General features: G+C 42.7%; 20 protein-coding genes, 2 tRNA genes and 1 pseudogene. 11 read left to right on the forward strand and 12 right to left on the reverse strand.

What is annotated here, in order from left to right; genetic code table 11:
* Window positions 1-80: 80 nt before the first annotated feature.
* The 3 genes from B9T29_RS03705 to B9T29_RS03715 all read right to left on the reverse strand — a co-directional run bounded on the left by B9T29_RS03705 (window position 81) and on the right by B9T29_RS03715 (window position 1,294).
* A tRNA-Phe gene (locus B9T29_RS03705) sits at window positions 81-156 on the reverse strand.
* A gap of 135 nt (window positions 157-291) precedes the next feature.
* Window positions 292-367, reverse strand: a tRNA-Phe gene (locus tag B9T29_RS03710).
* A 549-nt stretch (window positions 368-916) separates the two neighbouring features.
* Complete coding sequence (locus tag B9T29_RS03715) at window positions 917-1,294, reverse strand: GNAT family N-acetyltransferase (protein ID WP_086174631.1); 378 nt, start codon at window positions 1,292-1,294, stop codon at window positions 917-919.
* Between the two features lie 97 nt (window positions 1,295-1,391).
* On the opposite strand from B9T29_RS03715, the gene hisB reads away from it, so the two are divergent.
* From hisB to B9T29_RS03745, 6 genes are all read left to right on the forward strand, one after another.
* A complete protein-coding gene (hisB, locus tag B9T29_RS03720; RefSeq protein WP_086174632.1) occupies window positions 1,392-1,985 on the forward strand; it encodes an imidazoleglycerol-phosphate dehydratase HisB in 594 nt (197 codons plus the stop codon).
* Window positions 1,985-2,602: an imidazole glycerol phosphate synthase subunit HisH gene (gene hisH / locus B9T29_RS03725; RefSeq protein ID WP_086174633.1), complete on the forward strand. Its 618-nt coding sequence runs from the start codon at window positions 1,985-1,987 to the stop codon at window positions 2,600-2,602. The genes hisB and hisH overlap by 1 nt, the downstream gene beginning before the upstream one ends.
* Before the next feature lie 142 nt (window positions 2,603-2,744).
* A complete protein-coding gene (locus B9T29_RS03730) occupies window positions 2,745-3,275 on the forward strand; it encodes a DUF805 domain-containing protein (RefSeq protein WP_086174634.1) in 531 nt (176 codons plus the stop codon).
* A 104-nt stretch (window positions 3,276-3,379) separates the two neighbouring features.
* Window positions 3,380-4,057, forward strand: a complete 678-nt coding sequence (locus B9T29_RS03735) for a 3'-5' exonuclease (RefSeq protein ID WP_086174635.1) — start codon at window positions 3,380-3,382, stop codon at window positions 4,055-4,057.
* Between the two features lie 67 nt (window positions 4,058-4,124).
* Window positions 4,125-4,856: a 1-(5-phosphoribosyl)-5-[(5-phosphoribosylamino)methylideneamino]imidazole-4-carboxamide isomerase gene (hisA, locus tag B9T29_RS03740; RefSeq protein WP_086174636.1), complete on the forward strand. Its 732-nt coding sequence runs from the start codon at window positions 4,125-4,127 to the stop codon at window positions 4,854-4,856.
* A 70-nt stretch (window positions 4,857-4,926) separates the two neighbouring features.
* Window positions 4,927-5,829 (forward strand): DMT family transporter, encoded by a 903-nt coding sequence (locus B9T29_RS03745; protein ID WP_086174637.1) that lies wholly within the window; start codon window positions 4,927-4,929, stop codon window positions 5,827-5,829.
* Window positions 5,830-6,012: 183 nt separating this feature from the next.
* Here B9T29_RS03745 and B9T29_RS03750 read toward each other — a convergent pair whose 3' ends face one another.
* A complete protein-coding gene (locus B9T29_RS03750) occupies window positions 6,013-7,425 on the reverse strand; it encodes an NAD(P)/FAD-dependent oxidoreductase (RefSeq protein WP_086174638.1) in 1,413 nt (470 codons plus the stop codon).
* Between the two features lie 47 nt (window positions 7,426-7,472).
* Window positions 7,473-8,804, reverse strand: coding sequence for an APC family permease (locus B9T29_RS03755; RefSeq protein ID WP_086174639.1), 1,332 nt, complete (start codon window positions 8,802-8,804; stop codon window positions 7,473-7,475).
* 96 nt (window positions 8,805-8,900) lie between these two features.
* On the opposite strand from B9T29_RS03755, the gene B9T29_RS03760 reads away from it, so the two are divergent.
* On the forward strand, window positions 8,901-9,260 hold the full coding sequence (locus B9T29_RS03760; RefSeq protein ID WP_086174640.1) for a helix-turn-helix domain-containing protein: 360 nt from the start codon (window positions 8,901-8,903) through the stop codon (window positions 9,258-9,260).
* Window positions 9,261-9,571: 311 nt separating this feature from the next.
* Here the strand turns inward: B9T29_RS03760 and B9T29_RS03765 are convergent, their stop codons facing one another.
* Genes B9T29_RS03765 through B9T29_RS03775 form a run of 3 tightly spaced genes read right to left on the reverse strand, consistent with a single transcriptional unit; the run spans window position 9,572 to window position 11,582 of the window.
* The gene (locus B9T29_RS03765) at window positions 9,572-9,964 is read right to left on the reverse strand and encodes a DUF4870 family protein (protein WP_086174641.1); all 393 of its coding nucleotides are present in this window, start codon (window positions 9,962-9,964) and stop codon (window positions 9,572-9,574) included.
* A gap of 29 nt (window positions 9,965-9,993) precedes the next feature.
* On the reverse strand, window positions 9,994-10,617 hold the full coding sequence (locus tag B9T29_RS03770) for a DUF1294 domain-containing protein (RefSeq protein WP_086174642.1): 624 nt from the start codon (window positions 10,615-10,617) through the stop codon (window positions 9,994-9,996).
* A gap of 14 nt (window positions 10,618-10,631) precedes the next feature.
* Window positions 10,632-11,582 carry a homoserine kinase gene (locus tag B9T29_RS03775; RefSeq protein WP_086174643.1) on the reverse strand — a complete coding sequence of 317 codons (951 nt, stop codon included), beginning with the start codon at window positions 11,580-11,582 and terminating at the stop codon, window positions 10,632-10,634.
* A 110-nt stretch (window positions 11,583-11,692) separates the two neighbouring features.
* On the opposite strand from B9T29_RS03775, the gene hisF reads away from it, so the two are divergent.
* A complete protein-coding gene (gene hisF / locus B9T29_RS03780) occupies window positions 11,693-12,454 on the forward strand; it encodes an imidazole glycerol phosphate synthase subunit HisF (RefSeq protein WP_300043432.1) in 762 nt (253 codons plus the stop codon).
* 378 nt (window positions 12,455-12,832) lie between these two features.
* Here hisF and B9T29_RS03785 read toward each other — a convergent pair whose 3' ends face one another.
* Entirely contained in the window at window positions 12,833-13,429 is a 597-nt protein-coding gene (locus B9T29_RS03785; RefSeq protein ID WP_086174645.1) for a sterol desaturase family protein, read from the reverse strand.
* 105 nt (window positions 13,430-13,534) lie between these two features.
* Between B9T29_RS03785 and B9T29_RS03790 the strand changes: the two genes are divergently transcribed.
* Both B9T29_RS03790 and aqpZ read left to right on the forward strand, forming a co-directional pair.
* Window positions 13,535-14,536 carry an AraC family transcriptional regulator gene (locus tag B9T29_RS03790; protein WP_086174646.1) on the forward strand — a complete coding sequence of 334 codons (1,002 nt, stop codon included), beginning with the start codon at window positions 13,535-13,537 and terminating at the stop codon, window positions 14,534-14,536.
* 132 nt (window positions 14,537-14,668) lie between these two features.
* Window positions 14,669-15,349: pseudogene (gene aqpZ / locus B9T29_RS03795) on the forward strand (aquaporin Z).
* 69 nt (window positions 15,350-15,418) lie between these two features.
* Here aqpZ and B9T29_RS03800 read toward each other — a convergent pair.
* On the reverse strand, window positions 15,419-15,664 hold the full coding sequence (locus B9T29_RS03800) for a hypothetical protein (RefSeq protein WP_086174647.1): 246 nt from the start codon (window positions 15,662-15,664) through the stop codon (window positions 15,419-15,421).
* A gap of 69 nt (window positions 15,665-15,733) precedes the next feature.
* Window positions 15,734-16,849 carry a DNA/RNA non-specific endonuclease gene (locus B9T29_RS03805; RefSeq protein WP_086174648.1) on the reverse strand — a complete coding sequence of 372 codons (1,116 nt, stop codon included), beginning with the start codon at window positions 16,847-16,849 and terminating at the stop codon, window positions 15,734-15,736.
* A gap of 255 nt (window positions 16,850-17,104) precedes the next feature.
* Between B9T29_RS03805 and B9T29_RS03810 the strand changes: the two genes are divergently transcribed.
* Complete coding sequence (locus tag B9T29_RS03810; RefSeq protein WP_086174649.1) at window positions 17,105-17,839, forward strand: hypothetical protein; 735 nt, start codon at window positions 17,105-17,107, stop codon at window positions 17,837-17,839.
* An 85-nt stretch (window positions 17,840-17,924) separates the two neighbouring features.
* On the opposite strand, the gene B9T29_RS03815 is transcribed toward B9T29_RS03810, so the two are convergent.
* Window positions 17,925-19,802, reverse strand: coding sequence for a potassium transporter Kup (locus B9T29_RS03815; RefSeq protein WP_086174650.1), 1,878 nt, complete (start codon window positions 19,800-19,802; stop codon window positions 17,925-17,927).
* Window positions 19,803-19,837 lie beyond the last annotated feature (35 nt).

Here is a 19,837-nt window from a genome sequence, read left to right on the forward strand (position 1 = left end):
GCTTGCATGCAGATATAAAAACTATACCCAACAGGCAGGCAAAAAAAATCCCCAAACAATGTTTGAGGATTTTTTGAATATGGTGGCGAGACCCAGGATCGAACTGGGGACACACGGATTTTCAATCCGTTGCTCTACCTACTGAGCTATCACGCCAATGCCGTGTATTAAGCCGTATCTGTCATCAATAGTCAATATAATTCATCACATTTTTATTTGATCGAATATTTTTTACCCAAAAAAAATCCCTGATGGGATCAGGGATTGAAATCTTAAAATAGATTTTAAATATGGTGGCGAGACCCAGGATCGAACTGGGGACACACGGATTTTCAATCCGTTGCTCTACCTACTGAGCTATCACGCCGATGCCGCGTATTAAACAGTTTAAGTGTTTTTCAGTCAAGCAAGTTTTTGGCTTTTTAAAGCAAACGTTTATTTTTACAGCAATTTGGCGTTTATTTGCTTATTTTTTATTTAAAACTCAAATCATTATTTAATAGATCTCTTTCATAAATCAAAAAATGTTCAATATTTAGATATTTTAAATCAGTACGGCCTCATTTGATTGATTTAATTTTTTTTACCTTTTCGTAGGCAATCTCTCTACTTTTGAAAGGTCAAAATGAGGATCTCAAAATATATTTTGAGTCCGCAAGAAAAACCTCTTGTTTCCCATACACGACATCCTGAGCCAGTTTTAAGCACTGCTTTAAAATGCAGCGCAAGGGATGGGAAACGTGTGGCATCCATGCCACACTCATCAATCTAATATCGACTCAAATCTATTTTCAATTTCAGCTTTACGAACAATTTTTAGTTTCTAAAATGATTTATAAAAGAAGTCTAATAGTACCCATATTTTTCCCTCATAAAAAAGCAGCCTCAAGGCTGCTTTTTTATTTGCCAGGCGGTTTTAGATTTTTTCCAGATGGGCCAGACAACGATGAATTGCTCCACAGCCCGGCTCAAATGTCTTCACGCCTTTTTCTTCTTCCATGCGGCACACTTCACTGACCAGGCGTTCTGCAACCCCGCGTCCACGGTTGGCCGGATGTACCACAATATTTTCCAGTACTCGGCTTTCGCCCTGCCCGGTACACCAAATCGCCCCAATCAATTTTGTATTAAATTCTGCTGTATAAACTAAGGTATACTGAGCCAAGTTTTGCTCTAGTTGTTCAATGGCATCCTGCCCGTCACCAAATTCCGGGCTGGTGTCATACAGTCGCTCAAGCTGGCTGCGCACTTCGTCATTTTCTAGTGAAGTATAAGCATGTACGGTAATAGGCATTGATTAACCCTCCTGAGCAATCTAATATGCGGGGACTTCGTCACCCGCGAAAAAACATTTTACATCATCATTTTTGACGTTTTTGAGGAACGTGTCTATGACGCAACGTATCAGTGAAGTGGTAAGAAACACTAACGAAACCAAAATCCGAGTTCGTGTGAATCTTGATGGTACAGGTCAAGGCACTCTCAACACAGGTGTTCCATTTTTAGATCATATGATTGATCAAATCAAGCGACATGGCTTATTTGACATTGATATTCATTGTGATGGTGACCTGGATATCGATGATCATCATACCGTAGAAGACTGCGGGATCACACTTGGACAAGCATTTGCCCAAGCCCTAGGTGACAAAAAAGGCTTAAAACGCTATGGTCATTTTTATGCCCCCCTAGATGAGTCTTTAAGTCGTGTAGTAGTCGATTTATCAGGTCGTCCGGGTCTGTTTATGGATATTCCATTTACACGTTCGATGATTGGTCGTTTTGATGTTGATCTATTCTCTGAATTTTTTCAAGGTTTTGTGAATCACGCCTTAATGACGCTGCACATTGACAACCTGAAAGGCAAAAACAGCCACCACCAGATTGAAAGCGTATTTAAAGCTTTTGCTCGCGCACTACGTATGGCATGTGAAGTTGACCCACGTGCCGAAGGTAAAGTTGCTTCAACTAAAGGTACTTTGTAATGACCCGTATTGCCCTTCTTGACTATGGTATGGGAAATTTACACTCTGCAGCCAAAGCTTTGGAACATGTCGGCGCAACTGTAGATGTAACCAATGATCCCAAACTGATTGCGCAAGCCGATAAAATCGTATTTCCGGGTGTAGGCGCAATGCGTGACTGTATGCAGGGCATGCATGAAGCAGGGATTGATGAAGTGGTACGCCATGCCGTATTTAACAAGCCTGTTCTGGCGATTTGTGTCGGTATGCAAGCCTTGATGCAACGCTCGGAAGAAAATGGCGGTTCAGATGCGCTGGGTATTTTTGTAGGTGAAGTGAAGCGCTTCCCGGAAATGACCGGTTTAAAAGTACCGCATATGGGCTGGAACCAGGTGCATCAGGCTGACCCAAGCCATCCAATGTGGAAAGACATTGAACAGGATGCACGTTTCTATTTCGTGCATAGTTTCTATGTTGAACCTCAAGATAAAAGTCTTGTGGCAGCCACTTGTGACTATGGTTTAGAATTCTGCACAGCGCTGCATAAAGAGAACCTGTTTGCAACCCAGTTCCACCCTGAAAAAAGCCATACAGCGGGTCTACAATTGCTGAAAAACTTTGTGGAATGGAAGATCTAAACCCATTGCAGTCAGTTTAAAAAAGCTCACTTCGGTGGGCTTTTTATTTATTCGGGATTTTTTCCTTTGTTTTTTGCTAAAAAATGCTTATGCTTTGACCAAATATTCAACATATTTATTTAAAAAATATAGGAAAATAATAATGAACTCCTTTTCAAATGACTCCGCCTTGAATGCTGCCGGCCGTTTTGGACGTTTATCTTATCTGGGCTGGAATGGTCTGCTATTGTTGGTCGTGATGACACTGGGCATTCTGAGCGCCATCCTGCTTCCTGGTTTTGCACCAGAACCCGGCCAAGGCATGTCAATTTTCCCCAGGTTGCTGTTAGGCATTGTCTATATTGCGATGATCTACTTCTCTTTTATTTTTGCGATTCGTCGCCTGCATGACCTGAACCAAAGTGGCTGGTTGTCTTTGCTGATGTTCATACCATTGGTCAATTTGGGTTTGGCCGTGTATTTAACCTTTGCCAAAGGTGATGAACATGAAAACCAGTTTGGTCTACCACGTAGCACAGAAACCTGGGAGAAAGTTTTAGCCTGGTTCTATGTACTGATTTTTCCACTTGGTGTCCTTACTGCAATCGCTATCCCTGCTTATCAAGACTATGTACAGCGCGCACATCAAGCACAAATAGAAATACAGCCGCAAGCAGAGCAAAACCACTCATAACTTCCGCTATACATGACTAAAGCCTGCAATATGCAGGCTTTATTTTTGCCTAAAATTTGAAAAACCATTAAGCTGAATGGCAATAAACCACGCTATCAATTGTTATGGAAGAGTCGCTGCTTCAAACCCTGCCCAGCAAAGAACAAATTCAGGACTTCCCTTTATTTCAGAATCTTCCTCAAACACAGATTCAGGTCATTCACAGCCTGGAACAATGTCATGCTTTAGCCCAAGAATTACAGCACTGTGCCTTATTCGGTTTTGATACCGAGTCCAAACCGACCTTTGAAAAAGGTGAAGTTTCCACTGGTCCGCATTTAATTCAATTGGCCAGTGCCAATAAAGCCTATTTGTTCCAGATTAATCCACAAATATTAGCGTTTTTAAAACCCATTTTTGAAAATCCGGATCAAATTAAAGTTGGCTTTGGCTTAAAAAATGATGCCCATCTATTCCGTAAAAAAGGCATCGAACTGAATAGTGTCATTGAACTGTCGAAATGCTTTTCAGCCTTCGGCTTTGCCAATCCCATGGGGCTAAAAAATGCCATGGCACTGTTGTTTCAGGTCAATTTTCCAAAAAGTAAAAAAATAAGTACCTCGAACTGGGCAAGAAAAACCCTGACTCCCCATCAAATTGAATATGCCGCTGCCGATGCCTATGCGCCGGTTTTGGTGTTTGAAGAGTTACTGCGCTTGGGCTTAATCCCGAAACATATTCCTAATACCTCATTAAAATTACGTATTCGCCCGAACAAAATAAAAGCTGCAACTGATGCTTAGAGATTTGCCAATACTTTGTTAAGATGGAACACAATGAATTCAATAAGATTTGGCAAGGAGCGAAAGCATGCTGATCATCCCTGCAATTGACCTGAAAGATGGCAAATGTGTCCGTTTAAAACAAGGCCGTATGGAAGACGATACCGTATTTTCTGACGATCCGGTTGCAACTGCACAGCATTGGGTAAATGAAGGCGCACGCCGCTTGCATCTGGTGGATTTAAACGGTGCTTTCGCAGGTACACCAATTCACAAACCTGTGGTTGAAGCCATTGCTAAAGCGCAACCAGAACTACCGATTCAAATTGGCGGTGGTATTCGCTCGCTTGAAACCATTGAACACTATTTGGATGCTGGCGTATCTTTCGTGATTATTGGTACCAAAGCAGTTCAAGATCCTGAATTTGTGGAAGAAGCCTGCAAGAAATTTGCCGGTCACATTATTGTGGGTATCGATGCCATGAATGGCATGGTGGCTACCGATGGCTGGGCAAATGTCACTGACGTAAAAGCGACCGACCTGGCAAAACGTTTTGCCGATGCCGGTGTATCCAGCATTGTCTATACTGACATCGCACGTGACGGTATGATGCAAGGTGTAAACATCGAACAGACCGTTAATCTTGCAACCTATTCAGGTTTGCCTGTAATTGCTTCTGGCGGGGTAACCAATCTGGATGATGTGCGTAAATTAAAAGGCCAGCCGGGTATTTTAGGTGCCATTACCGGTCGTGCAATTTATGAAGGCACGCTCAACCTTCGTGAAGCGCAATCACTTTGGGATGATCAATCCATTTAATATGTCGATCCATCCTTAAGAGGTCTTCGGACCTCTTTTTTATTTCAATAAATTTCTTCGCTGTATAGACATGTCAAACGCCCCTTCCTGGTTTAAAACCAAAGCTCCGCAGCTTGCCTTAATTTTAATTACCATAATTTGGGGCGGCTCATTTATCACCGTGCAATACGGTTTAAATTTTGCCAGTCCAATGTTTTTTGTCGGCTGCCGTTTTGCTGCAGCCATGTTTTTTGTCAGTTTATTGTCCTGGAAAGATTTAGGCAGAATCCAGCTCAAGGAAATTGCCGCAGGGGCTTTAATTGGTCTGGTAATTGCCTTGGGTTATGGCACGCAAACTATTGGACTGCAAAGCATCAGCAGTAGTGAGTCGGCTTTTTTAACGGCGCTGTATGTGCCTTTAGTCCCAATTTTATTATGGTTGTTGTTCCGTAAAACACCCCAAATCATGACTTGGTGTGGCGCAGCACTGGCCTTTTTAGGATTGGTCTTTTTAACTGGAAATGGTTTTGGGCAAGTACAACTGAACTCTGGACAAATGATCACCATTCTCGGTTCAATTGCCATCGCCCTTGAAATTATCCTGATCGGATTTTTTGCCGGCAAAGTGAATGTCCGTCGTGTCACCGTGATTCAACTCGGCTTTGCCTCGATCTTTGCTTTTTGCATGATGCCTTTGGCTGGTGAAAGCTGGAATCCGGTTTTTTCCTGGCCGCTGGTGATCATTTTAATTGGCTTAGGTTTTGCCAGTGCCGTCATTCAACTGGTGATGAACTGGGCGCAACGCGAAGTTGATCCATCTCAAGCAGCGATTATCTACTCGGGAGAACCAGTTTGGGCAGCGCTGATTGGCCGGATCGCAGGTGAGCGTTTGCCCTTACTGGCCATCCTTGGTGGAGTGTTGGTGGTTTTAGGAGTGATTGTCAGTGAGTGGAAACCGAAGTTTTTGAAGAAAAATAAAGAAGTGAATCCTTAAAAGATCTCTTTCTCCTAAATATTTCTCTAAAGAAAATTCCTCACCTTCCAGGAGCTGTTAGGACAGATTAATTTCAAGACCATGAGAAATTCGAATTTTTCACTGCACATTGTTGCTCTCTCCTGAATCCTCTCCCACAGGGAGAGGAAGAATCCTTCTCGGTTTTTGTGGAAGGAAAGATATTTAAAACGACACCATCTTCCCCGGATTAATCAATGCACCCAGCCCATAGGCGCTTTTTGCCACCGGAATGACTACGGGTGCCAGTGCACGACCAAACAGAATATCCTGATGATGAATACGGGTCAGCATATTGAAGTCATCCGCTTTGCCACAGAAATCATCAGCAATTGCCTTACCGATACGTACCGTTTGCGCTACGCCATGACCGCTCCAGCCCTGTACCGCATAAATTGGAAATTTATTGCCAAACTTGCGGCTATCTGCTGCACCATTCATGGTCAGGTCAGTGGTTCCGCTCCAGACAAAATCCAGCTCGACACTTTTTAACTGCGGAAACACATGTTGAATCCGGCCCAATAAATACTGATAGGTTTTTTCAGGATTCCAGCATGAACCTGTGCCCTCACCACCAAACAGCAAGCGGTTTTGAGATACACCACGGTAATAGTCAATCTGGAATTGTGTGTCATAGACCGGTGCATCTGTTGGCAATAATTCTTTTAAATCAACTTCTAATGGAGCTGTGGTACACACATAGGTATAGAACGGAATCGTGGTCTGATTGTTCTTTTGCAGCAACTTAAAGGAGGCATGATGCACCCCCATCACCACACTTTTACGGGCTTTGATCACTCCACTGGAAGTGGTGACATACACCCCATCTTCCCGCTCTTCTACTGCAGTAACTTCAGTTTGCTCATAGACTTTGCCACCATTTTTGCAGAAACCATAAATGAGGCCGCGGTTTAAAGCCAGGGGATGAATATGTCCACCCAAAGCATCCAGCAAACCACCACAATAATTGTCAGAGGCAATGTGTTCTTTCAGCTCATGCTTGCCCACCACTTGAGTATGGGCCTCACCCAAAAACTTGCGTGCATCGGCACCTTGAGTTAAACCGACCAGATGCCCTTCATGTACGGCAGCGGTGATATGTCCACGTTTACGCTGCAAGTCCAGATCGTATTGATCTGCAATCGAATCAATTAAAGCCATCGCTTCGGTTGAGGTAAAGTGCCAGAGTTTTTTGGCATCTGCATAACTGAAATGTTCAATCATTTCTGCCGCTTCCCAACGTGCCAAGCCTGGGGTAAATTGCCCGCCATTTCTTCCAGAAGCCGCACTACCAATCCGGTTTTTCTCGACCAAAACCGTCTCCACTCCCTGCTCAGACAGATGTAAGGCCGTCGAAGCCCCCAGCAAGCCGCCACCAATCACCACCACATCACATTCAATATCGGCACTCAAGGCATCAAACTGGTGCCATTGTTGCAGTGAACTTTCATAGTAATTCGCAGGATGCCCAAATGCACCATGCTTTGGATTAATCCAGTTCCATTCCTTGCCACTTTGCTGGTTTACGCTGGCTTTAAACTCTACGTCATTTAAAAATACTGGCTTTTGTATATTCATGTTCACTCTTCCCATCTTCAATTCATTTCAAAATTTGCGGCAATCTTTTAGTAGGCGTTGCCAATCACAATGTTTTGCTTTCTCAGTTTTTTGTACAGGAAGATCACAATCCCGACAGACAGCCAGCCACAACCAAACAACAGTGCTGAACGCTCCAGGTTGAACCATAAACACATGATCACGCCGACCGAAATAAACGGTAAAATCAGGTTTAAAAAGATGTTTTTCATCCCGTGGCGTTGCTGGTCACGGACATAGAATTTGACGAAAACTGAAAAATTGACTGCGGTAAAGGCAATCAAGGCCCCGAAGCTAATCATGCTCACCACAGTTGCCAGGTCAAGGGCAATGGCAGTCAGGGAAATCAAACCAACCAACAGTACTGCATAAAGCGGTGTACCTAATTTGCTGTGAACTTGCCCAAAAGTTTCTTTATGAAAAATACCATCTTTACCCATAATATGAATCAGACGGGATGCACTGGCATGGGTTGCCAGACCTGAAGCGAAGGTATTCATAATTTGTGCACACAGAAATACCGACTGGAACAGTGCTCCACCGACATACAGCACGATTTCAGGCAAGGCTTCATCCGGGTTGTTAAAACGGACATTGCTTGGAAAATAGAGTTGAATAAACCAGGATGCGGTCAGGAAAATGATGCCGCCTGCCAATGTAGTGAGCATCACCGCACGTGGAATGGTTCGTTTCGGATCTCGAGTTTCATGTGACATGGTGGTCACTGCATCAAAGCCCAGGAATGAAAAGCACAGGATGGATGCTCCTGCAATCAAGGGCAGGATGGAGCTGTCACCATTAAATAACGGCGCAAGAGTCAACACGTGCCCATACCCTTGTCCCTCACCTACACCGCGAATCACCAGATAGATGAATAGCGCCATCAGCAATAAAGGTGCGACCACAAAGACCAGACTGAGATTGGCAAGGAAATTAATGCGGAAACAGTTAATGAGTGTGACCAGGCCTGCAAACAGCGTGACCCACATCCAGTAAGGTACGCTGGGAATAACCGCTTCCAGATAAATCCCGGCCAACAAGGCATTCACTAAAGGCAGCAAGATGTAGTCGAGCAAGGAACACCAGCCCACAAAGAAGCCAGCTTTGGCCCCACAAGATTCCGCGGTGTAGGTATAGGCAGAACCAGGTTTTTCAGTTTGCCGGCTAAAGCGTGCATAGCTAAATGCAGTCAGCAGCATCGCCACCAAAGCAAAAATATAAGCCAAGGGTACCCGGCCATCGGTGATTCCGGACACAATACCAAAAGTATCAAACACCACCATTGGGGTCATATAGGCCACACCAAGGATGACGACTTGCCATAACGACATTTTTTTGAAAGAGACTTGCATTTTCTCCATAGCTGTCACCTGAACATTATTTATTTGAGTTATTTGTTCATTTGCAACGACTATGCCATATAATAAAAAATAAATATTTAATCCTGGTACGAGTAAATGCCAAAGTACAGTTTAGAAACTCGAAAATCAGCCATTCAAATGTATAAAAAAACTGATTACAAAGTTGCAGTATGCAAAGAATTCAACATTTCTCGTGTGACGCTGGATGCATGGATCAAGCTGGAAGAAGAAACCGGAGACTTACTGCCAAAACCGGCAAAAAACCGCGGCGCACCGAGTCATATTAAAGACTGGAATGAATTTCAAGTATTTGTAAAAAATACAAAATTTAAAAATATTAGCGACCTTGTAACATTATTTGAGCAACGTTTTGGCTATGCAGTTTCGTATGCGGTTTTGGTGGGCGCAATTCATGTTTTAGGACTACGCCGCCGTCGCGGGCGGTTTTATTCTTAAGCCTAAAACCAGGCTAAATTTAAATAAAAAACAGAAATTAAATTTATATAAATAACTGTACATTAATGTAAAGTAAATTTATTAAAAATGTAAACTATAAATATTAAAAAAGTAAAATTATTAAAATAAAAAAGTAAATTTTAAATATTAAAAAGGTAAAATAGATTAACTGAAAAGGTATGCTATAAAAATTAAAAAGGTAAACTGATTTTTTACAAAGGAATTAAATTAATGCATCTGTTTAAACAGATGATTCATTATAGCGCATAAAAAAGGTGGCTATTGCCACCTTCATTTTTTTAGATCTGTTGTTATTGATACATGGGCTGATTGTCATTCAGACGGATAATACCGCGAATTGCACGATACACAATCCAGACCCAGGAGACTCCCATTACCACAAGACAAAATGCACTCGCACCCAAGGCCACCCCGGTAAATACATCCATGTTTTCACCCGTGAAAAACAGGAAAACAAAGGGGATAAAGGCAATAATATTCCAGAATAAATACCACCAGAATGTTCTAATTTGCCAGCTAAAATGACTTTCAAAAATGGAACCACGTACGTCATTGCGTTTGATATAGTTAATGATCAGGGCAACAACGGCCAATAAGCCACCAGTAAAAATGGCAATGATATACAGAATATAAAGGACTAAAGTGAGGGTGCGGTTGGGATCTTGATCAAGAGAATAATTCATTGTTATACCTTATAAAGTCATTGTTCTCCTTAAAACTTCAGTACATTAAAAGGAGAAATCAGCCATAAAATCAAAAGTATGTTCAAGGCTATAGTACAAAAATAAATCTTTCTAAAGGGTTGTTTTTGTGTTTTATGGCGCAGTTTTTCCTGAGCCAGCCATGCCGTAGGCCAGCCTCCCAGAAAAGATAACAGATGCAGGGTTTGCTCGGGTACGCGGCGATTACCTTGCAAGGCAGCTTCTTTATCCTGCGCGTACATCCAGTAAGTTATGGCATTAATCACGCTAATAAATAACAACACCATGCCACTTAATAATCCGGCCATGGTAAACACGGCCAAAGCCAGAATATAACCAACACAGGCAATTTGCATCGGTTTTAATTTTTGTGCAGATTGCTTGGATTTTTTCGGCTTGCTGGTTAATTTTTGTGTTTGCGAGGCTTTAAGATAAGTCACTTGCTGGGCACGATAACGGCCATCACCATCGAGTAATACCGTATATTCAAGCGCGCAACCGACAATCGGACGTGGCCCCTGACGCATAAAATCCTTGATGTGTAAAAACACGCGATCTTTCGAGGCATCATTCGGCTGAATAAAGCCGTAGCCTTTATCATCAAACCATTCGACCAATCGCCCCTGATCACGCATTTTTATATCCTATCTCAAGCCGTCACAAATTTTAGTCGTTCCACAAGCATATTACGCATTTCCAAAGGATTTTTCTGAAGAATATCATCTCCGGTACGTCCTTGCTGTGCATTTTTTTGTGCGACTTGTAAACGCATCAGCCAAAACCGCGCAGCTGCTATAGCCAAATAAATTTCCAGACAGGATTTTTCATCCTGAGTCAGGGGGCGCACCGTTTCATAGGCTTCTAAAAAGGCTTGGGCTTTCGCTTCATTTAAATGAACCTCAGGATATTCCGTACAGAAGTCATTTAAAGTAATGGCAATATCAAACAGGAATTCATCTTTGTTGAGTTCGTAAAAATCCAGAATACCTTTTAGTTCACTACCCTCAAACAAGGTATTGTCACGGAACAAATCGGAATGAATAAAGCCTTTGGGACGGTTTGGATATACTGCCGTAAGCGCTTCATACAACCCCAGCACTTCACTAAGCAAAATAGAATCTGCCGGATTTAAAGTGGGTTTTAATTCCTTAGCCACTTGCAACCAGTAATCATGGTTACGATATTCGGCACGTTCCAAAGGGAAATCCTGTAAGGCTATATGGATTTTCGCCTGAGCAACGGCAATCGCTTGCGCCTGTTCCAACGTTGCAGGCATGGGATGTTTACCCAGCATGCGTGGCGCAATCTGCGCAGGTTTCTCTTTTAAAGTATGAATAGCCTTGCCCGCATAATTTAATGGCACTGGCACAGCTAAACCCTGTTTACCCAAATGCTCAAGTACCGGAACCAGCTCGCCTGCACCTTGCTCATCCATTTCTTCAAATACGGTCAGCACATATTGCTTTGCATTTTCACAGACTAAAAAATAGTTTGTATTCTGAATACCTCCTTGAATCGGAATCAGCTCAATCACCTCTAATCCATAAGGTGCTGCAAAAGCCTGAACTTCCTGTAAAGTCAAAGTGGTATAAACCGACATAGAAAACCTGCGAAAAAACTTACATAATTTTGATAGAATACCTGCTACAACTACCAAGGTGTAGCACCTTCGTGGCGAAGTTTCATAATCGGCTGTTATTTTTGGAAAAAATTATGCTTGCTAAACGTATTATTCCTTGCCTTGACGTAGATAATGGTCGAGTGGTGAAAGGTGTACAGTTCCTTGATATTCGTGATGCAGGCGACCCGGTTGAAGTGGCTCGCCGTTATAACGAACAAGGTGCCGATGAAATTACCTTCCTGGACATTACTGCAACCTCAAGCGGCCGCGATACCACTTACCGTACCGTTGAACGCATGGCAGAAAGCGTATTTGTACCTTTAACTGTCGGTGGCGGGGTACGTAAAGTTGAAGATATCCGCCTGTTGCTGAATGCCGGTGCCGATAAAGTCAGCATCAACTCTGCTGCAGTATTTAACCCGGAATTTGTTCAGGAAGCTTCGCAACGCTTTGGCGCCCAATGTATTGTGGTCGCGATTGATGCCAAGAAAACCGGTGACAACAAATGGGAAATTTTCACCCATGGTGGCCGTAAACCGACCGGGATTGACGCGATTGAATGGGCAGTGAAAATGGCCGATTACGGCGCTGGTGAACTGCTGATTACCTCTATGGATGCCGATGGAACCAAAGCCGGTTACGACTTGGCATTAATGCGTAATATTAATGACCGTGTGACCATTCCAACCATTGCCTCTGGTGGTGTAGGTAACTTGCAGCATTTAGCCGATGGTATTTTAAAAGGTGGTGCCGATGCGGTACTTGCAGCCTCTATTTTCCACTTTGGTCAATATACTATTCCAGAAGCAAAACAATATCTTGCAGCACAAGGGATTGAAATGCGTCTTTAAGTGATAAAGGCTTGCTCATCTCAAAAAGAGTGGTTTCCCCACTCTTTTTTTATTTATAGATCAGCTCTGAAATCAAGCCTGCACAAAAATTGCAGATAAAAAAAAGGAGTCTTCAAGACTCCCTATAAACCAAGAAAACTACAGCGCGGTTTCTTGAAAAGTAAAAACAATAAAATGACATATACAGTGACTCATCAAGTTAACTAGGCCAACCTGATTTCGAAAACAAATATATAACAAAAAAGTAACAAAAACATTGACCATTAATGCCGAAAATATTGACAAATTACGACAAAATCTCAGTAGTCGTGACTTCTGGCTATTTTATCGCGATATCTTCCTGAACAATAAAAATGACAATCCATTCTGAGAAAAGAATCATTTCTCCTGTTTTTCTACCCATTTTGCCGGAAAATAGCGATCAGTTATGCCGTTCAACAAATTTGAAACTGTGCCGGGAAGCAGAATTCCTAGGGGGTTTTTCTCCTGCAATTCTGGCGATGAAATAACCCGAGTTCCCAAAATGTAATCAAACCAAGGTTTGGTCACACACCAGTTGGCATCCTGATTGGAATTCATATGATGATCATAATGCCAGGGAATTTTTTTCATCGCCCATTCTGGCTCTAAATGGGCACGGCGGTGAATATAATAATAATTACAGGCGCTATATACCGTAGACAGTGCCATGCCTTTAGATACAGGATAAAATAGTGTACCAAACACGCCAGCAACTACTGCTAAGGAGGCAATTTCATTTTTAGTGCGCCAATTTGCAAGACCTTCGACATAGCCATGGTCATGAAATGCCGTTTTTCTGACTTCACGATGATGTTCCCAATGGGACTTCATGCTGTCGGGCACAGGGCTATAACGAGGCTTTCCACTGCGATGTGTACCATGCAAAATATATTTGTGTGCCACCCATTCAAAACCGTTAGCCACCACTAGCCCAACCAAAAAACCTTTCCACATATCTATTTTCTCCTTATTCCATATTGAATATAGATCATAAAATGTGCAAAATGCTAACTATAAAATAATATTTAATTGACAAATTACGATAATAAAAAGATCAATATGCCACATTCTAAAGACTACACAGGCTCCGTATATGGTGGACTTGGGCATTTAATTTATGCCTATAGTCAGGCCAAAGGCTTAGCTATTTCTGAAAAACTTGAACAAGTTCAGAATCTGGAACGTTTTGACTTCTGTCTCTGGCGTGATTTGCTGACAGATATAGATCAACATCTGCAAATTCCGGCATTAGGCCTGGATATTGCCGAACATGTCCAGCCTAAACATTTAGGCATCATTGCCTATATCGCCCTGTCCTGCAACACTTTGGGGGAAGCCTTATACCGTTATCATGATTTTCATCGATTGATCTATGATGGCAGTTCCTTAGAGCTCAATATACAGGATGGATATCTTGCGCTTGGCTGGGGATACATCCCCTTTCATTTGACCACGCAAATTACCCAGGAAAATGCCATTGCCCTGATGGTGCAATTTTTAAAACATTTTCTGGAATTTAAAGATATTCATATACATGAAGTGCACTTTATTCATCCTGCACCCAAAAATGTGGCCATCTATGAACAATACTTCAATTGCAAAGTCCTGTTTTCCCAGCCTAAGGCCCAAATTATTGCCCCCATTCATCAGCTGACCAAACCTATACGTCAAGGGGATCAGACCTTGCAGCATTTGCTGATGCAACAAGCCCATGCCCTATTAGATAAGCTTCCCAATTCCACCCAGCTCGATCATCGTCTGCAACAAGCCATTCTCCTCGGGCTGCAAAAAAACCAGTATCAAATCGAACCTATTGCCAAACAGTTACATATGTCGGTACGCCAACTGCAACGCCATTTGCAACAACAAGACACCACCTATCAGCAACGCATGCAAGAAGTACGACATTTATTGGCGGAGCAATATTTAAAAGACCGACATCTCAGCCTGCAAGAAATTGCCTTATTGCTCGGCTATTCCGAGCAAAGTGTCTTCCAGCGTGCGTTTAAGCAGTGGACAAGCATGACACCGCAACAATGGCGACAACAACAATATGCATAAAGCTGAACCCAGATGGTCACGTGAATGTCATGTCTGTTCATCATATTGTGATTAAGAAACAAGTAGTTTCTCAATAAATATAAAATATCTTAAAAAGTAAAAAAAAATAAATAGCAGCATCTGGAGAATAAAATAAATAGATACCTTGCCGAATTGATTGGAACATTCTAGTTAGTCTTTGGTGGTTACGGCAGTGCCGTACTTGCAACAGCCTTTCCTGACTTGAGCATTGGCTTTGCCGGTGTGTCCTTGGCTTTCGACCTGACAGGAGTGTATGCCTTAGATCATATTTCGGGAGGACACTTCAACCCCGCAGTGAGTGTAGGCTTATGGTCAGGTGGTCGTTTTGATGCCAAACACCTGATTCCTTATATTATTTCTCAAGTGATCGGCGCATCTTTAGCCGGGCTGGTATTGTATCTGATCATACAGGTTCAGGCCGGTTTTTCCGGTACAGCAGGCTTTTCCAGCAATGGTTTTGCCGAACTATCGCCTGGGCACTATTTCATGACTTCGGCACTGATCATTGAAATTGTATTGACTGCATTTTTCCTGATTGTGATTATGGGTTCTACGGATCAACGTGCACTGGCAGCTTTTGCACCACTGGCTGTTGGTCTGGCTCTAACCCTGATTCATTTAATCAGTATTCCAGTCACCAATACCTCGGTGAACCCGGCACGTAGTAACCGTGTGGCCTTTTTTGCACAAACCCCGGCTTTAAGCCAACTTTGGCTATTCTGGGTAGCCCCTATTTTTGGCGCAATTCTGGGTGCTCTCATTTATAAAATGGTGGCCCGTGAAAAAGACTAAAACTTCTAACCATAAAAAAGCTCACCGATGTGAGCTTTTTTTTATGTTCCATGTGGAACATGGGACTGCTTATAAGAATGGATTTTCAATTTCCTGCTCGTCTTGACGATCAATTTTTTCCGGAAGATCGGGTTCACTTTCCAAAGCACTGACTATGGCATTGACATAATTCTGCAACGCTTTGGCGGCCTGCAGTCCAGCCTGATCCTTGGTCAGTTGTAAATTGCCATAAATACTGACACAGTCTTCTTGATTTTCTAAAGTTAAGTCATGAATGGCGTGCGATTCATTACCATTTACAAAAGGCTTGAACATTGTATTCTCACTGATCGTTGTTGTTATTTAAAAAGTAGGATGATTGCCATCATCCTACCTAAAAAAAGCTTATTTCAACAACTGCAAAATGTACTGTAAAAGCCCTTCAATCAATTGTTTAACAATCGCATCTTGGGTATTTGGAGCGATAGTAGGCGTACTGTTCTTGTTCTCACCCGATGCTGCTTGAGTTGAAGAACTCGGATTAACCGATGAAGATTTAAACTGTTTTTGCAAAGCAGTCAGCTGATCTGTACCGACTTCCTCAGCACATTGGCTTTCTGCATCCCAATGTGAATAAGTGATTTGCTTATTGGCTTTCACAGCCGTTGCGGTTAATGGCAAATTATAAGTATTGCGCTTTTGGTCTTCGGTTAACTGCGGGAAAATATTAATTCCAGTGAGATCTTCCAAAGCACATATACTGATCACCTGAACTTTTGGTGCGGTATCCTTCAGGGTATTGTCAGCATAGTACACACCTGCCGCCCCGGTTTTAGGTATGTAGATGGCTTTGTAGGTCGCTGTTGGAACAATCACCCCCTTACCAATCATCTTCAGCTTTTTAGCCGAATATACCGGCCCAGTAACAAGATAAACATCCTGCTTTTGCTTGGTCACAATGGCACGAGTCGCCTCTTCTAGCTCTCGCCACACCTGCTGATTATTCTTCGGTGCCTGTGGCACCATGTTGGCCAACGAGAAGCTGTCAAACTGCGCCGCTTTATTCGGCATATCGGCATTCGGTGCCATGTGTCCGCGGTCATAGCCTGATGCTTTGTAATCTGACAAGGTTGCCCGATGTTCTGCTTTTACGCCGGTTTCTTCATGAAAGCTGTCTTCACGTGGAATTTTTTGGCTTAAACGCTGCGGAGTCAAGGCTTCAGCCACCCACAAAGGGGTTTTGGACACCCCCGAATACATCACATTAAAACCGTTAAAACAGAGCGGATAGGTATTTTTCTTCAGGCTTTCTTTGGCCAAATAAGGCGGAATATCACGATAAAACTGGTCCAGACAGGCCGAGTTTGATGAAGACGGCAATGAGACCAGCCGTTGAATTTTTTCCTGTCCAAAGGCAATTGCAAAACTGCTGGTCGCGACTACGCCCAAAATAATTTTTAAACTATTCTGGTTTAAAATTTGCATCAAAGATTGACCGGTTTTACGTTTCTTAATTGCCATTGTGTGACTAACACCCATTTTTCACGAGCTTAACAAGCAGAGAAAATGAAGTATATGTAGCAAAATTTATTTGCTTAACAATTAGCCTAAAACTGTTCAACAAAAGCACAGTTGTTGTAACAGTATGTCTAATTTTCTAAAGCTTTTCTAACAAGTCTTAATAGCTTTACGTATGTTTGATTGAAAAACCGAGCATGCTTATGACAAGGTAAAAATACGCAAAAATTCTAGATAATTATTTCTACGGAGTATTTTATGCATTTTAAGCTTTTAGGTTTGAGTCTAGTTACAGGAATGATGAGTGCAACGGCATTCGCAGAACCCGCCATTCAACCGGGTGATACTTTAGAAAGCCTATCTCAAGTCAAAGTTAACACTACGGTCAATGGTCAAGCCGGTTCCATTCAAGATTTAGTGGCCAGCGGTCAAATCCGTATTGTTGATGCAGGCCAAGTTGCTGCTGAACCTAACCCAGCTGGTGCTGAAACCGAATTGCAAAGCAATGCTGCTGCGGATACCACTGCAGCCCAAGCCGCTCCACAAACTGCCGAGCTCAAAACCACAGCACAAAATGCTGAGGCCACCCAAGCTGCATCTGAAACCGAAGCACAAACCACCTCCGCTTCAGATGCAACTGCAGCTCAAGGTACTGAGATGAATACCGCGGTACAAGCCGTTGACCCGGCTACAGAACAGGCAAATGCACCTGCTACCGAGCAAACCGCTCAGGCTGCATCTGAAAATGTAGATCCAATGCAACCCGATACCGAATTAGCCGCCCAACAAGCTGAACAAATGGGCAATAAAGAAGCGGCAGCTGCAACACCAGTAGATACTGCTGACGCGACTGCTACAAATGGAGCATTTGCAGCAACACCTGAAGCTACACAGCCAAATGACGCAGTACAGGCAGCACCTGAAGCTGATGCTACAGATGCACCAGTCAATGCATCTCCTGAAGTGCCAGTGGCTGACGCAATAGAGAACTAATCACACTCTTTTCAGGCTTTCATCCTCCAAATAAAAAACCAAGGATTTTCCACCTTGGTTTTTTATTGTCTACACGATCTGAAACTTATATTTCGATTTGACTACCTAATTCAACCACACGATTGGGAGGAATCCGATAAAAATCACTCACCGGACTGGTATTGCGCTGCATCGAAATAAACAGCTTTTCACGCCAAGAGGCCATACCGTCACCCACTGTACTAATAATTCGTTCACGCGAAACAAAGAAGCTGATTTGCATCAAATTATATTCGAGTTCAATCGATTGGTAGACCGCTTCGAGTGCCTGCGGAATATTCATCTCATCTTTAAAACCGTAAAATAGCTCAACCCGATAAAAATGCCGATTCATAATTTCTACTTGGAACCGATCCTGATCAGCGACGTAAGGAACATCTTGAATTTTAACCGTCAAAATAATATTTTTCTGATGCAAGACTTTATTGTGCTTCATATTATGCAACATGGCATGCGGCACCACTGTGGGAGTACCCGTGAGAAATATGGCTTCCCCTTCTACCCAATTGGCTTGCTCATCAATACTTTGCACGAATATATCTAAAGGTAAGGTATCTTGCTGGAGCTTGGCGAAGGTCAGTTCACGCCCTTCTTTCCATGTCATTAATAGAAGGAAAGCAATTCCACCAATCAACAGTGGAACCCACCCCCCAGAGAATACTTTGAGTGAGGTTGCACTCACCAACACCAAGTCCAATACCAAAAATGGAATAATCAGCAGCATCAGTTTCGGTAGGTTCCATTTCCATGTGTAACGAATAAACACAGCAATCAGTAAGGTGTCACATAACATGGTCATGGTCACAGCCAGACCATAAGCATGAGATAAGCGTGAACTGGTTTGGAAAATCAAGATCAGTACAATAATAGAGGCCAGCAAAACCCAGTTCAGTAAAGGCACATAAATTTGTCCCTGTTCTGAATCTGAGGTGTGCTTAATGGTCAGTCGTGGTAAATAACCCAATTGAATGGCTTGACGTGCTAAAGAGAACACCCCTGAAATAACAGCTTGAGAGGCAATGACCGCGGCCATCGTTGCCAAAAAAATCATGGGGTATAGGGCCCATTCAGGGACCAACAAATAGAATGGATTTTGAATTGCACTTGGATCGCGAAGTAATAATGCCCCCTGACCTGCATAGTTGATTAACAAACAAGGTAACACCACAAAAAACCATGCCAAACGAATAGGAACAGGACCAAAATGGCCCATATCGGCATACAGGGCTTCCCCGCCTGTCACGGTCAATACTACCGCGCCCATAATAAAGAAGGTCATTAAGGGATGAGTGACAATAAACTGGAAAGCCCAATGTGGACTAAACATCCCCAAAACCACAGGAGTCTGAATAATGCTGGAGATTCCCAAGAATCCGAGTGCTAAAAACCATAATAAAGTTAATGGACCAAAAAACTTCCCCACAAAGGCTGTTCCATACTTTTGCATGATGAACAATATGGTCACAATCGTAATGGCGATTGGCACAATATAAGGGTCTAAAACATTTGTAGCGATAGAAAGCCCTTCAACTGCAGATAACACTGAAATTGCGGGGGTAATGATGCCATCCCCAAAAAACAGGGAAGCACCAATAAAACCAATCGCAATTAACAGTAACTTTTTTTGATCACTAAAATTCGTATTACGCAAATTTAAGGCCAACAGCGCCATAATTCCGCCTTCGCCATTGTTATCTGCACGCATAACAATCGCGACATATTTAATGGTAATGACCAGTGTCATGGTCCAAAAAATAATCGACAAAATACCCAATACATTTTCAGGATTAATCCCCAAGCCATGTACTGTATGGAATGATTCTTTCAATGCATAGAGTGGACTGGTTCCAATATCTCCAAACACAACCCCTAATGCTGCCAGAGTAATCGCAGGCAATGCGGCTTTTTGTGCAGTACTTTGCATATTTCGTCTTCGTTTTGAACACTATTTTTTCGCAA

Origin of the sequence: Acinetobacter sp. ANC 3903, from assembly GCF_002135315.1 — a bacterium.
Lineage (GTDB): Bacteria > Pseudomonadota > Gammaproteobacteria > Pseudomonadales > Moraxellaceae > Acinetobacter.

Bases quoted from the DNA above. Each gene is read 5' to 3' on its own strand.
- B9T29_RS03715 (WP_086174631.1), bottom strand. From the start codon at position 1,294: ATGCCTATTACCGTACATGCTTATACTTCACTAGAAAATGACGAAGTG.
- hisB (WP_086174632.1), top strand. From the start codon at position 1,392: ATGACGCAACGTATCAGTGAAGTGGTAAGAAACACTAACGAAACCAAA.
- hisH (WP_086174633.1), top strand. From the start codon at position 1,985: ATGACCCGTATTGCCCTTCTTGACTATGGTATGGGAAATTTACACTCT.
- B9T29_RS03730 (WP_086174634.1), top strand. From the start codon at position 2,745: ATGAACTCCTTTTCAAATGACTCCGCCTTGAATGCTGCCGGCCGTTTT.
- B9T29_RS03735 (WP_086174635.1), top strand. From the start codon at position 3,380: ATGGAAGAGTCGCTGCTTCAAACCCTGCCCAGCAAAGAACAAATTCAG.
- hisA (WP_086174636.1), top strand. From the start codon at position 4,125: ATGCTGATCATCCCTGCAATTGACCTGAAAGATGGCAAATGTGTCCGT.
- B9T29_RS03745 (WP_086174637.1), top strand. From the start codon at position 4,927: ATGTCAAACGCCCCTTCCTGGTTTAAAACCAAAGCTCCGCAGCTTGCC.
- B9T29_RS03750 (WP_086174638.1), bottom strand. From the start codon at position 7,425: ATGAATATACAAAAGCCAGTATTTTTAAATGACGTAGAGTTTAAAGCC.
- B9T29_RS03755 (WP_086174639.1), bottom strand. From the start codon at position 8,804: ATGGAGAAAATGCAAGTCTCTTTCAAAAAAATGTCGTTATGGCAAGTC.
- B9T29_RS03760 (WP_086174640.1), top strand. From the start codon at position 8,901: ATGCCAAAGTACAGTTTAGAAACTCGAAAATCAGCCATTCAAATGTAT.
- B9T29_RS03765 (WP_086174641.1), bottom strand. From the start codon at position 9,964: ATGAATTATTCTCTTGATCAAGATCCCAACCGCACCCTCACTTTAGTC.
- B9T29_RS03770 (WP_086174642.1), bottom strand. From the start codon at position 10,617: ATGCGTGATCAGGGGCGATTGGTCGAATGGTTTGATGATAAAGGCTAC.
- B9T29_RS03775 (WP_086174643.1), bottom strand. From the start codon at position 11,582: ATGTCGGTTTATACCACTTTGACTTTACAGGAAGTTCAGGCTTTTGCA.
- B9T29_RS03785 (WP_086174645.1), bottom strand. From the start codon at position 13,429: ATGTGGAAAGGTTTTTTGGTTGGGCTAGTGGTGGCTAACGGTTTTGAA.
- B9T29_RS03790 (WP_086174646.1), top strand. From the start codon at position 13,535: ATGCCACATTCTAAAGACTACACAGGCTCCGTATATGGTGGACTTGGG.
- B9T29_RS03800 (WP_086174647.1), bottom strand. From the start codon at position 15,664: ATGTTCAAGCCTTTTGTAAATGGTAATGAATCGCACGCCATTCATGAC.
- B9T29_RS03805 (WP_086174648.1), bottom strand. From the start codon at position 16,849: ATGGCAATTAAGAAACGTAAAACCGGTCAATCTTTGATGCAAATTTTA.
- B9T29_RS03810 (WP_086174649.1), top strand. From the start codon at position 17,105: ATGCATTTTAAGCTTTTAGGTTTGAGTCTAGTTACAGGAATGATGAGT.
- B9T29_RS03815 (WP_086174650.1), bottom strand. From the start codon at position 19,802: ATGCAAAGTACTGCACAAAAAGCCGCATTGCCTGCGATTACTCTGGCA.